The 13,175-nt window shown below is 59.7% G+C and carries 10 protein-coding genes, 1 tRNA gene and 1 pseudogene; 8 read left to right on the top strand and 4 right to left on the bottom strand.

Translation table 11 applies throughout. The features are described 5' to 3' along the window. Positions 1-74 precede the first annotated feature (74 nt). The gene (locus HMPREF3153_RS06625; protein WP_070420389.1) at positions 75-770 is read left to right on the top strand and encodes a helix-turn-helix transcriptional regulator; all 696 of its coding nucleotides are present in this window, start codon (positions 75-77) and stop codon (positions 768-770) included. Here the strand turns inward: HMPREF3153_RS06625 and thrB are convergent. The 4 genes from thrB to argS all read right to left on the bottom strand — a co-directional run bounded on the left by thrB (position 767) and on the right by argS (position 6,184). Continuing rightward, entirely contained in the window at positions 767-1,696 is a 930-nt protein-coding gene (gene thrB, locus HMPREF3153_RS06620; protein ID WP_046645520.1) for a homoserine kinase, read from the bottom strand. The genes HMPREF3153_RS06625 and thrB overlap by 4 nt on opposite strands. Continuing rightward, positions 1,693-3,030, bottom strand: coding sequence for a homoserine dehydrogenase (locus tag HMPREF3153_RS06615; RefSeq protein WP_070420388.1), 1,338 nt, complete (start codon positions 3,028-3,030; stop codon positions 1,693-1,695). Before HMPREF3153_RS06615 ends, thrB begins: the two co-directional genes overlap by 4 nt. 157 nt (positions 3,031-3,187) lie before the next feature. Next, complete coding sequence (gene lysA, locus HMPREF3153_RS06610) at positions 3,188-4,522, bottom strand: diaminopimelate decarboxylase (protein WP_046645518.1); 1,335 nt, start codon at positions 4,520-4,522, stop codon at positions 3,188-3,190. Further along, entirely contained in the window at positions 4,523-6,184 is a 1,662-nt protein-coding gene (gene argS, locus HMPREF3153_RS06605) for an arginine--tRNA ligase (RefSeq protein WP_070420387.1), read from the bottom strand. 197 nt (positions 6,185-6,381) lie between these two features. On the opposite strand from argS, the gene HMPREF3153_RS06600 reads away from it, so the two are divergent. The 7 genes and pseudogenes from HMPREF3153_RS06600 to HMPREF3153_RS13025 form a co-directional block, all read left to right on the top strand. Further along, positions 6,382-8,034, top strand: coding sequence for an L-lactate permease (locus HMPREF3153_RS06600; protein ID WP_070420386.1), 1,653 nt, complete (start codon positions 6,382-6,384; stop codon positions 8,032-8,034). 333 nt (positions 8,035-8,367) lie between these two features. Next, complete coding sequence (locus HMPREF3153_RS06595; RefSeq protein ID WP_070420385.1) at positions 8,368-9,153, top strand: (Fe-S)-binding protein; 786 nt, start codon at positions 8,368-8,370, stop codon at positions 9,151-9,153. Then, entirely contained in the window at positions 9,153-10,658 is a 1,506-nt protein-coding gene (locus HMPREF3153_RS06590; protein WP_005531999.1) for a LutB/LldF family L-lactate oxidation iron-sulfur protein, read from the top strand. The genes HMPREF3153_RS06595 and HMPREF3153_RS06590 overlap by 1 nt, the downstream gene beginning before the upstream one ends. Beyond that, complete coding sequence (locus HMPREF3153_RS06585) at positions 10,655-11,290, top strand: LutC/YkgG family protein (protein ID WP_049192431.1); 636 nt, start codon at positions 10,655-10,657, stop codon at positions 11,288-11,290. Before HMPREF3153_RS06590 ends, HMPREF3153_RS06585 begins: the two co-directional genes overlap by 4 nt. Before the next feature lie 129 nt (positions 11,291-11,419). After that, positions 11,420-11,493, top strand: a tRNA-Arg gene (locus HMPREF3153_RS06580). A 207-nt stretch (positions 11,494-11,700) separates the two neighbouring features. After that, entirely contained in the window at positions 11,701-12,027 is a 327-nt protein-coding gene (locus HMPREF3153_RS06575) for a hypothetical protein (RefSeq protein ID WP_049146355.1), read from the top strand. Between the two features lie 819 nt (positions 12,028-12,846). Continuing rightward, positions 12,847-13,134 (top strand): annotated as a pseudogene (locus HMPREF3153_RS13025) (cupin domain-containing protein); the annotation flags it as partial. Positions 13,135-13,175 lie beyond the last annotated feature (41 nt).

Raw genomic sequence — 13,175 nt, 5'->3', positions numbered from 1 at the left:
GTAGTTGTATCGTCGTTTTTAACAACCGATTACCCTAATAAATTCACGTCAAGAACTTTCACCGAGGTAAACATATGCCTACCCAAGCTCCGCGTTCTTCCACAGAACTTTTTCCCGAGGCGCTGCGCCTTTCCCCAAAGCAGCGCGAGGTTCTCAACGCGTTGCAGGAATATCCCCAGGGAGCACGCGCAGCAGACATCGCCCAAGACATGGGCATGCATGTCAACACCGCGCGCGGCCATCTAGACGAGCTCGTACACGTGGGCGCCGTGCGCGTTATCACGGCCCCGGCGAAGGGCCGCGGACGTCCCTCGCTTATCTTCCAGGTACGCATCCCTGACAATCGCTCGGTGGCCGAGGAATACGTGACCTTGATCAGCGTCTTAGCAGAGATGCTCGCGGACAAAGACCAGCTTAATGACTTCGCCTCCGAACAAGCCCGGGAAATCGGCCGTAAGTGGGCCAACTCCACGCAGCAGGACCAGTACGCTTCCGCGAATGCGCTGACCCCGCTTTACCGCAAGATGCGTGACATGGGTTTCGACCCTACTGCCTCAAACGCCGACCTTGAGGAAAAGGGCCACACGGACATGGAGCTGCACGCCTGCCCATTCGTGACCGCAGGCATCAAGCCTTCCCCATTCTTGTGTGCTATCCACGACGGCTTCCTCGAGCAATCAGCCGCAGACGCAGGAAACCGCCTCAAGCTCACGCTGCTTCCGAAGTCTGGCAACGGAACCTGCTGCGTGCACGTGAAGCGGTCTTCTTAAGCCTGAACGACCTTAACCTCGACCGGCCCCGCGACCTCCAAGGGGATAACGCGGAGGCCGGCCTCGCGCGCGTCGCGCAAGATGTTTTCGTCGATGGGCTCGGTGTGCAGCACCATGGCGGTAGGGCCGGCGCCCGAAAGATAGGCCGCGAAACCACGGTTGCGCAGACGGTTGACCCACTCGGAGGTCACCGGTAGGACGTCGGCACGGTAAGGCTGGTGCAAGCGGTCGCGCGTACCTTCCCAGAGCAGCTCTGGGTAGTTCTGAAGCGCTACGACCTGCACAGCGGTGCGCGAGACGTTGAACGTTGCGTCGCCGTGGGTGACGTGGGATGGCAGCACGCGGCGCACGGCTTGGGTCGATGCGTGGAAGTTAGGCACCAATGCCGTTGCCTTGATGTCCTTATGCACATCCACGGTGACTGCCTTGTACTCCGGCAGGGAATGGCCATCGACGGGAACCGTGGTCCACGAGACCACCGCGTTGCCCAGAACCGATGCCGCGGCATTATCTGGGTGTCCCTCGAAAGCCGAGGAAAGCTGCACTACTTGCTGCTCGGTGAGCGGGAATCCGGCAAGTCCGTTGCCGGCGGCAACGCCTGCTACGGCTGCCGACGCCGAGGAACCCAGGCCGCGGGACTGCGGAATGTTGTTGTTACAGACCACGCGCAGGCCGGGCGCGGAAACATCAGCAGCGTTGAGGGCCGAACGAATTGCCTTGACCACTAGGTGGGAGCCGTCACGCGGCAGGTCCTCGGCGCCCTCGCCGAAGATCTCTACTTCAAGACCAGAGTTGGTGACCTCTACCTCGACGGTGTCGTACAGGCTCAGCGCAATTCCGAGCGTGTCGAAGCCTGGGCCCAAGTTGGCCGAGGAGGCTGGAACCGTGACGATGGCCTTGGTGCCGACCTCTAGCTCGATGCTCACAGGGCTTCACCGCCCAGGCGGATAACGGAGTGCACTGCCTTGACCTCGTCGAGAGTGCTCAGCTCAGAGACGATGGCCTCGAGCTCCGCCTCGGTGGCCGCATGGGTGACCACGATGAGACGTGCGGTGTCGTCGCCGTCCTCTTGGCGCACGGTGCGCAGGGAGACGTTGTGCTTGGCAAACTGCGCGGAGATCGCCGCCAGAACGCCGGTGCGATCTGCGACCTCCATGTCGATGTGGTAGCGGGTGGAAACCTCACCGAAGGGAGCAATCGGCAGGTTGGCGTAGGTGTTTTCCCCTGGTGCGCGGCCGCCGTGGACGATGTTGCGGGAGGCACCGACGACGTCGCCAAGCACTGCGGAAGCAGTAGGATTACCGCCTGCGCCGTTGCCATAGAACATTAGGGAACCTGCTGCCTCTGCCTCGACGAAGATTGCGTTATAAGACTTGTTCACAGAAGCCAACGGATGATCCTTCGGGACGAGCGTCGGGTGGACGCGGGCGTTGACGGACTCGTTGCCATCTTCGTCGCGCAAGCGCTCACAGATGGCAAGCAGTTTGATGGAGTAACCCGCCTTCTTCGCAGCGGCGATGTCGTCAGCGGTGATGCTCGAGATACCCTCGCAGTAGACGTCATCAAAGGTGACTCGGGTGTAGAAGCCCAACGAAGCCAAGATGGCTGCCTTGGAAGCTGCATCATGGCCCTCGACGTCGGCGGTCGGGTCTGCCTCCGCGTAGCCCAGGCGGGTGGCCTCAGCCAGCGCATCCTCGTAGGAAGCGCCGGTGGTCTCCATCGCATCCAGGATGAAGTTGGTGGTGCCGTTGACGATACCGGAGATGCGCTGCACCTGGTCACCCGCCAGCGAGCGGCGCAGCATTCCTACCACCGGGATGGCGGCTGCGACGGCCGCCTCGAAGTAGAGGTCGACTCCCGCACGGTCGGCAGCCTCAGCCAGCTCGTCCGCGTGCGCGGCCACCAGAGCCTTGTTCGCGGTCACCACGGACTTGCCCGCATTGAGCGCGGCCAGCAGCAGCTCGCGCGGGTAGTCAATACCGCCGATGACCTCGACGACCAAGTCGATATCGTCGCGCATGACTAGCGCCTTGGCGTCGTCAGTAAGCAGGTCCTTAGGAACGCCTGGGCGCAGCTTGTTCTTGTTTTGGACAGCTACGCCACGAATCTCTGCGGGACCACCAATGCGATGTGCAAAAGCATCAGCGTTCTCCCCCAGCAGGCGGAAGACCTCGGCGCCGACAGTGCCGAAACCGAGCAGTGCAATACCTACTGCTTCGCCCTCGCCCTTGCCGGTGCGAATCTTGGTCTGTGAAGTCATATCGTCCCTCATTCGTCGGTACTGAAATTGTTAACCACACTATACAGAACGAGCTGTCTAGTTTTGGGTTTAGGGATCCAAATCATGGCCCCATATAGGAAGGCGGAGGGGCAAACCTTTTGGTCATGGCCCCACCGCCAGTGGATTTTAAGTGAATTTAATTGACTTCGAGAGCCAAAAGGTCATCGACAGTCTCGCGACGCAGCATCAGATTTGCCTGCCCATTGCGCACCGACACCACGGCCGGGCGCAGTGCGCCGTTGTAGCGCGACGCCATCATGTACTGATAGGCGCCAGTGGTTGCGAACGTGAGCAGGTCGCCGGTGGTGATGTCTCCCGGAAGCTTGCGTTCGTTGACCAAGATGTCGCCGGATTCGCAGTGGAAACCCACCACGCGGGAGTCCACGGGCTCACCGTCGGTGAAACGATTGGCTACACGCACGTCATACTCGGATTCGTAGAGCGCTGGGCGGATGTTGTCGGACATGCCGCCGTCGACGGAAAGATAACGGCGGATAGGCAGCTCGGCCTTGCCGGTCTCCACGTCCTTGACCGTACCCACGGAATAGACGGTGACTGCGCTTGCGCCCACGAGGGAGCGGCCCGGCTCGACGAGCACGAAGGGCGGCTCGATGTCGAGCTCGTGCGCGGTGCGCTCCACGGCTGCCAGGAGATCTTGTGCCAGCTTGGCGACGTCGAGTGCCTCCTCGTACTCCATGTACGGAATGCCGAAGCCGCCACCTAGGTCGAGTTCCTTAAGTGCTACACCCAGCTCGGTGTGGATACGCTTGTACAGCGAGAGCACGCGCTCTGCGGCGAGCTTAAAGCCTTCAGCGTTGAACACGGAGGAACCCACGTGGCAGTGCAGGCCCACGAGCTGAAGATTCTCGGACTCGAGGGCAGCCTTGGCGGCGTCGAAAGCCGCGCCCGTGGCCAAGGAGATGCCGAACTTCTGGTCCTCGTGCGAGGTGGCGATGAACTCATGCGTGTGGGCGTCGACACCCGGCTTGACCCGGATCATCACCGGCTGCACGCGGCCAGCGGCGCGCGCGATCTCGTTGAGCTGTGCCAGCTCGCCTTCGTTATCGAGGACGACGTGCGCGATCTCGTTGTCCACGCACAGCTCGAGGTACTCGGGCTCCTTGTTGTTGCCGTGGGCGGTCATGCGGGCCGGCGGGAAACCGGCGGCCAGCGCCACCTTGGCCTCGTTGAGGGAGGCGACGTCAAGGCACAGGCCTTCCTCGTTTACCCATTTCACGATGCGCTTGGTGATGAAAGCCTTGGAGGCATAGTGCACGTGCTCAGGGCCGCCGAAGGCGCGGGCCATGTCGCGGCAACGGGAGCGGAAGTCATCCTCGTCGAAGACGTAGAGTGGCGTGCCGTATTCTTCGGCGAGTTCCGTCAGCGGGACCCCGGCGACGGTAACCACGCCGTCTTCTTCGCGGCGCGAGTTACGGGGCCAGACGTGCGCTGGCAGCTCGTTAAAATCCATTTACATCTTCTCCGGCGCGCTAACCCCCACCATGGTGAGGGCGTTGGCGAGGACCTGACGGGCGGCGTCGGCAAGCGCGAGGCGTGCGATGTGGATTGGCTGCGTCTCCTCCCCTGCCTTCGGCAGCACCTGGCACTGGTCATAGAAGCGGTGGAACACAGCAGCAAGATCCTCGGCAAAGCGGGCGATGCGGTGCGGCTCGCGCAAGGTCGCTGCGGTGGAGACAACCTCAGGGAACTCGCCCAAGGTGCGGATGAGATCGCCTTCCTTCTCGTGGGTGAGAAGCGCGAGATCTGCATCTGCCATAGCCGCGGCGTCAAGGCCCAGCTCTTGCGCCTTGCGCAGGATGGAGCAGATGCGCGCGTGGCCGTACTGAACGTAGTAAACAGGGTTATCGGAGGACTGGGAAGCCCACAGGCCCAGGTCGATGTCGATGGACTGATCCACGGAAGAACGCACCAGGGAGTAGCGTGCGCCATCGACGCCGATGGCCTCGACGAGGTCGTCGAGAGTGATGACGGTGCCAGCACGCTTGGACATGCGCACAGCCTTGCCGTCGCGCAGCAGGTTCACCATCTGACCGATGAGAACCTCGACCTGCTCTGGGTTATAGCCCATGGCGGCAGCGGCGGCGCGCAGGCGGGCGATGTAGCCATGGTGGTCCGCACCCAGCATGTAGATAGCGAGGTCGTGGCCACGGTCGAACTTGTCCGCAACGTAGGCGATGTCGCCAGCGATGTATGCGGCGTCGCCGTCAGACTTGATGACCACGCGGTCCTTGTCATCGCCGTAGTCGGTGGACTTGAGCCACCAGGCGCCGTCCTCGAAGTAGAGCTTCTCGTTGTCCTTAAGGTGCGCCACGGCCTTGTCAACGGCGCCGGACTCGAACAGGGAGTTCTCGTGGAAGTAGACGTCGAAGTCAACGCCAAACTCGTGCAGGGACTCCTTAATGTGGTCAAACATCATTTCCACACCAGCGGCGCGGAACTTCTCGCGGACCTCGTCCTCGGTGCCCTCGAGTGCATCGGGGACCTGGTTTTGGACGTTGGCTGCGATCTCCTGGATGTACTCTCCGCCATAGCCGTCCTCCGGAGTCGGCTCGCCCTTGGCCGCAGCCACGAGCGAGTTGGAGAAGCGGTCGATCTGGCGGCCATGATCGTTGAAGTAGTACTCGCGGGTTACCTCAGCGCCGGAGGCTTCGAGCACGCGGCCGAGGGAATCGCCCACGGCTGCCCAACGGGTGCCGCCCAGGTGGATCGGACCGGTGGGGTTAGCGGAGACGAATTCGAGGTTAATCTTCTGGCCTTTGTAGGCATCGTTGTGGCCGTAGTTAGTGCCTGCTTGGCGGACCTGGTCCACGATGGCGCCCTGTGCGGCGGCTGCCAGGCGGATGTTCAGGAAGCCCGGGCCTGCGATCTCGGCGACGTCAATGGCGTCGTGCTTAGCCAACGCCTCGGCCAGCCAGGTGGCCAGCTCGCGCGGATTCACGCCGGCCTTCTTGGCTACCTGCAGGGCAAGGTTGGTGGCGTAGTCACCGTGCTCGGGATTACGCGGACGCTCCACGGTCACGGTCTCAGGAAGGACGGCGGTGTCGAGCTCGTGTTCGCTCAATACAGCGACTGCGGTCTCTTTAATAAGCACAGAAAGATCTACGGGATTCATAGCGTCAAAGTCTATCGTCCCGCGCTGACATGAGCAGCATCAGGCACGCGTTGGGGTCTTTTATAACAGCAAGCAACTTGTGTGACATATGCCCTTTATTGCGAAACTTACGCGAAAAGGCTCGCTCAAGTTTTAGGCTTTAGAAAGACTGTGTATTAAATAAGACACTCGTTTTCCTTCTAGAGACTTGGGTAACTATGAACACTTTCCAAATATCGACGGATGCCATTGGCGGTAGCCTCGGCCTTTCCGCTGCCGTAGCGACACTTCCCCTCATCGCCTTCTTCATCATGTTGCTGGGTCTTAAGGCTCGCGCACATACCTCGGGTGCTGTGGCACTCATCGTGGCTCTCGCCATTGCTATCTTCGGCTTCGACATGCCCACGGGCATGGCGCTGTCCTCCGCCGCACGCGGTGGCCTCTTTGGCTTGTTGCCGATTGTCTGGGTGATCATCACCGCCATTTGGTTCTACGAGATCACCGTGGCCTCTGGGCGTTTTGAGGATCTTCGCAAGACTTTCGACCTGCTTGGCGACGGTGACATCCGCATCCAGGCCATCCTCATCGCGTTTTGCTTCGGCGGCCTGCTTGAGGCTCTCGCCGGCTTCGGCGCCCCAGTGGCGATTACCGCGACGATGATTCTGGCGCTGGGTGTCAAGCCGCTCAAGGCTGCCACGACTGTACTCATCGCCAACACTGCACCGGTTGCCTTCGGCGCGGTGGGCATTCCAGTGACCACCGCCGGTGAGGTGGGCGGCCGTACCGCCGAGCAGACTGCTGATATCGCAGGACTTATTTCCTTGCAGGTGCTGCTGATTGCAGCGGCAGTCCCCTTCTTCATCCTGTTCATCTTGGACGGAGTCCGCGGCGTCAAGGAAGCCGCCCCGGCTGCTGGCGTCATCGGCGTTTCTTTTGCCATCGCGCAGTGGGCTGCGGCCAACTTCTTTGCCTACCAGCTCACCAACGTTGTGGCCTGCATCGTCTCGCTGGGCTGCGCGTTCGTATTTCTGCGCATGTGGAAGCCAAAGGGCGTTGCTGAGCTGCGTGAGCGCATGGGCATTCCGGCGCAGCAGGCAGTCACCGACTTGTCCGGCAGCCGCATCTGGATGGCGCTGCTGCCCTACGCAGTCGTGACCGCAGTCTTCGCGGTAGCTACCGCAGCTCCGAAGCTCTTTGGGTTCTGGAAGATTAAGTTCGCCTGGCCGGGCCTGGATGGCACAGTCCTTGACTCTGCTGGCAAGGTAATGGACACCTCGTTTAGCTTCAATGTCTTTGGCAACCCGGGCACGCTGTTGCTCATCTCCGGACTCATCGTGGCCATCATCTTCTGGATCTTCAACGAGAACGGCCACTACCACCTGCCGAAGTCTGCCCCACTGAAAAAGTTCGGTGAGGTTTGCTCCCGCATGAAGTTCTCTGCGTTGACCATCATCTTGGTTCTCGCTTTGGCCTACACCATGAATTACTCCGGCCAGACCATCTCTATCGGTGAATTCGTGGCCTCCGCGGGCGGCATCTTCGCGCTCTTCGCGCCGGTGCTGGGCTGGATCGGCACTGCAGTTACCGGTTCGGATACCTCGGCCAACGCCCTCTTTGCCAACCTCCAGGTCACCGCTGCAGAACGCATCGGCGTCAACCCAGACCTCATGCTGGCGGCGAATACCGCCGGTGGCGTTGTGGGCAAGATGATCTCCCCGCAGTCGCTGGCCATCGCCGCAACGGCAGTTCAGATGGAGGGCGAGGAGTCCCGCATCCTCAAGGCAGTCGTGGGCTACTCGCTCGTCTTCCTGGCCGTCGTGTGTGTCATTGTGTTCCTCATGACCAACGCGTTGGGCTTCCTAGTTCCTTAAAACTTCTGCCCCTAAAGAAAGTCTCCGCATCCGCTGCAATTACAGCCGCGCGATGGGGAGACTTTTGTCTACCCCCAAAAGGTATATTGCCTTAAAGTGACGCATCACTCATCAGAAACCACAAGTTCCCCACGAGACGCACGGCGGTAGTGGTTTGCGCACGTAATAAATTTCGCAACATTAGTGTTGCAGAATAACCGCAGCTAGACGGCATTTTCACTATGAAATTCTGCGTTTTTATCGGTATTATTTAAGGCACACCCATAAAAATTAGCCCACCCAAGTACGCGCTGACTTCCATGGCACATACTGGGCAGTTAAAGGAGCGCAAGCATGCGAATTGCACTTTTTTCTACGTGCATTGGTGACGCCCTCTTCCCGGACGCTCACAAGGCAACCGCACTAATCCTCTCCCGTTTGGGCCACGAAGTGGTCTTCCCAGAAGAGCAAACTTGTTGCGGCCAGATGCACATCAATACTGGTTACCAGAAGGAAACACTGGGCATGATCCGCAGCTACGCGGACGCGTTCGCAGATCCTTCCATCGATTACGTGGTTTCCGCCTCCGGCTCGTGTGTTGGCGCAGTTCGTGAGCAGCACGTCAAGATTGCTGACCGGTTCGGCTCCTCCGCTGACGTGGATGGCGCTAAAAAGGCCTCCCAGAAGACCTTGGACCTGCCCGAATTCCTCGTGGACATCGAGCAGCGCACCAACCTCGGCGCTTTCTTCCCGCACAAGGTCACCTACCATGCTTCCTGCCACGGCTTGCGCTTCCTGAAGCTCGGTGACCGCCCGTACCAGCTGCTGAGCAAGGTCGAGGGAATCGACCTCGTGCCGCTCGAAAACGTCGAAGAGTGCTGTGGCTTCGGCGGCACCTTCTCACTTAAGAACCCAGAGGTCTCCCAGGCCATGGTTTCTGACAAAACCCGCCACGTGAAGGACACCGAAGCCGAGTACCTCACCGGCGGCGACTCCTCTTGCCTTATGAACATCGGCGGCGCACTAGCGCGCCAGCGCAGCGGCGTTCGCGTGCTGCACATGGCTGAAATTTTGGCCTCCACCAAGGAACACCCTTGGACCCCTGAGACGGCCGCTTACTCCAAGGAGAAGATGCTCTAATGACTTCCTTCCTCGACACCACCCCGCCTCGCGCGCCGGAGGGCTACGGCAACCTCCGCGGCGAGAAGGCATTCGTTCCACTCGCCCACGTTGGCCTCAACAACGCGACCCAGCGTCGTAACCTGCACCACGCCACCACCACCATTCGTAATAAGCGTGCCAACGCCGTCGAAGAGCTGCCGGACTGGCAGAAGCTGCGCGACGCCGGCTCCGCAATCAAAGAAGACGTTGCTGCCCGCATGCCGGAACTTCTCGAGCAGTTCGAGGAGCAGGTAACCAAGCGCGGCGGCATCGTCCATTGGGCACGCGACGCTAAGGAAGCCAACGAAATCATCGAGGGCCTTATCCGCGAGACCGGCGAGACCGACATCGTCAAGGTCAAGTCCATGGCAACCCAGGAAATCGGCCTGAACGAGCACCTCGAGTCCGTAGGGATCAATGCCCGCGAAACCGACCTGGCTGAGCTCATCGTTCAGCTGGGCGAGGATAAGCCCTCCCACATCCTGGTTCCGGCCATCCACCGCAACCGTGCCGAAATCCGTGACATCTTCGTCAACAAAATGCCGCACACGGATGAATCCCTAAAGGCTGAGCCAGCCGAACTCGCGGAGGCTTCTCGTACCTTCCTGCGCGAACAGTTCATGAAGGCCAAGGTTGCCATCTCCGGCGCGAACTTCGGCGTTGCCGAGACCGGCACCATCAACATTGTGGAGTCCGAGGGCAATGGCCGTATGTGTCTGACCCTGCCGGAGACCCTGATTACCGTGATGGGCATCGAAAAGCTCGTGCCAACTTTCCAGGACCTTGAGGTCTTCCTGCAGCTGCTGCCGCGTTCTTCCACAGCAGAGCGCATGAACCCATACACCTCCATGTGGGCGGGCGTAACTGAAAACGACGGCCCGAAGAACTTCCACCTGATTCTTTTGGACAACGGTCGTACCGCTGCCCTGTCCAGCCCGATTGGCCACCAGGCTCTCAAATGCATCCGTTGCTCGGCTTGCCTTAACGTTTGCCCGGTCTACGAGCGCGCCGGCGGCCACGCATACGGCTCCGTTTACCCTGGCCCGATTGGCATCTCCCTGACCCCACAGCTGACCGGTATGAAGGACCACCACGATCCTTCCGCCAGCCTGCCTTATGCATGCTCCCTGTGTGGACGCTGCGACGAGGTTTGCCCGGTGAAGATTCCGCTTTCTGAGGTCATCCTGGAGAACCGCCACCAAAAGGTCACCCACGCTACCCCACCAGTCGAGTCCAAGCTCTTCAGCGTGGTTCAGCTGGTCTGGGGTCACCCGAAGATCTGGAACCAGGTCACGCACATGGTTGCGCTGGGCCGCGTTCTCGGCGGATTCAACGGAGTGATGGACAAGCTCCCGTTGTTCCTGTCCGGGTGGTCCGATGCCCGCGATACTGCTGTTCCACCAAAGAAGTCTTTCCGTCAGTGGTTCGACTCCGATGAAGCTAAAGAACTGCTCGCCCAGGCCAAGAAGGAGGGCATCAAGTGAGTACCGCCAAAGAAGAGATCCTGAAGCGCATTCGCACCGCGCAGAAGCAGGCAGGCTTGTCCGATCACGTGGAGGCACCGCGTGAGTACGACACCAAGGGCACGCTCAATGCCGACGAGCTGCGTGACATGCTTGTGGAACGCCTCGAGGATTACAAGGCCGCAGTCCACGTGACCACCGAGGCTGAGCTGGCAGAGACCATTTCCCAGATTTTCACTAACAAGGAATGCTCCAAGGTCACCTACGCTCAGGGAATGGACGCAGCGCTTATCGACGCCATCACGTCCAACGCCACCTTCACCCCTGACGATCCAACTTCGGATCCGCGCGAACTCGACACCGTTGATGCTGTGCTGACCGAGTCCCACGTCACCTCGGCACAGACTGGCACCATCGTGCTAGAAGCCGGCCCACTGTGTGGTCGCCGCGCCCTAACTTTGGTTCCGGATCGTCACGTCTGCATCGTGCGCAAGGACCAGATCGTCTACGGAGTTCCGGAGATGGTCTCTCGCATTAACCCGGACTTCCCCGCTACGTGGATCTCCGGCCCGTCTGCTACCTCTGACATTGAGCTCTCCCGTGTGGAGGGCGTCCACGGTCCGCGCGACCTCATCGTGGTCATCGTGAAGTAGCCAGGCTAGCTAGACGCCACACCACTAAAGCTAGACACCACACCACTAAGTAGCCCCCGCATTGGCTACTTGGTGACAGCATGCGCTAGAATCACACCGTTGATATCTGGCGCATGCCGCATATCTTTTGCCTCCGTAGCTCAGCGGATTAGAGCATCGGTTTCCGGTACCGAAGGTCGCAGGTTCGATCCCTGTCGGGGGCACAATTTCTCCCCTCGCTTTCTCGGCGTTCAACCCCAGCAGGCGAGGGTTTTACCTTCGCCCCTTATCTTTCAACTCATTGTTAAAAGTTCAGGCATTAGGTCAAAGACAGCGAATTCTTTTCAATCTATTTCGATAGGAATCCCCCTACCGCTCGAAGTCAAAGAATCATTCCTAAGAATGATCCCGCAGGCTGTAAGGTCAGGGCCATGGAATCGACGTCTCGTCCGAAACGGGCCTACCTCTCGTTTATCGCAACCGCGTTAGCGTTCTTCGTGGTGCCGGGGATTGTGGGCGCGGCTCTTAGTGGGAGTACAGCGACTGTGTCCATGCTGGTGCTGCTGCCAGTGATGGCGTTGGCATTGGGCATACTGGACGGCCGGCTCTTCCGCTATACACTGTCCTTTCCGCTCATTGCAGCTTTTATGTTTTGGCTTTCTACCAAGATGTACTACAACACCGGTACGTGGATTTACGCAGTTGAAGTCGTCCTGCTTGCTTGGTTGGGCAGCTGGTTAACAGGAAGGAAGGCCTAGATCATGGAAACGTGGACTCTTGACCATCCGGAGGCCGGAAAACTCGAAGTCACGGTCGGCCCAGATGTGGAGTTTGCTGAAGCTTATGAAGACTGGCCGCAAGAACCGAGCGAGCAAGAATACAACGCCCTGGACGCCAACATGCCGCTTAAAGAAAGAATCCGGGCATTCATTAATAATCCACCTATTCGCGTGCAAGTTTGCCTCGACGGCGAAGTCCTTGGAAGGTACACCTCGTTGTCTTCGGCGCGAGTGGCACTAAAACAAATCGATACCGACGCGCTGCACGGCTTCGATGCCGTCAACCGCACGAAGCCGCACCTCAAGCTCCACGCGAATGCTCTCGACGAGTTGCTCGAGGTGACTTATCACAACGGCAAAGAGGTCATCGAGTTTGAGCCACCAGCTGGCAGCCGTGGTGCGCGGCGTCGCGAAGCAATGGAGCAAAGTCCCGTTAAACGCGTGACCTATCCCCTCCTCGCGGGCCTTGGTAAAGGCGGTTGGGCGTTGGCTGTTATCGTGCTCGGCCCAATCCTGCGCAAGCTTTTGGGCTTGCTGCCTATTCCCGACATCGACTGGCCAGATCTTCCAGACCTCCCCGAGCTTCCCCAAATCCATCTGCCAACCATCAGTATCGATTGGCCGAACATCAACTCGCCGAACATCGATTTCCCTGACCTCCCGGCGCTGCCCGAGTGGATGGTTTTCTTGCTCGATAACTCGAAGGTGTGGGTGCCCATCGTCATCGGTATCGCCATCGGCATGATGTCCATCCGCAACCACAAAAAGTCCGAACAGCATAAGAGGCAATGGCAGGACGGCGGCGAAATCGGCGCGGAGGTCCACGATGACCATGACCAGTTTCTACGCCTCGAGTCCGGCCAGGGCCGCATCATGATTGGTGAAGACAAGAACAACCTGGACATCGACCAGGTAGTCGAAGACGACTTTGCCATCTTCGTACCAGCTGGCAAGTGGCACAACTTCGTCAACAAGGGTTCCGAGCCGGCAAAGCTCTACTCCATCAACGCCGCACCGGAACACGTTAAGGGCACCGTCCACGAGACCAAGGAAGACGCGGACAACGATCCGAACGAGCAGCACTAATTGCGGCAGGGCGGATTCTAGGCGTCGTTGCACCATTGGTT

This window comes from Corynebacterium sp. HMSC06C06, assembly GCF_001807295.1.
In the GTDB taxonomy this organism is placed as follows: Bacteria; Actinomycetota; Actinomycetes; order Mycobacteriales; family Mycobacteriaceae; genus Corynebacterium; species Corynebacterium striatum.
This window is presented reverse-complemented; position numbering and strand designations above follow the sequence as displayed.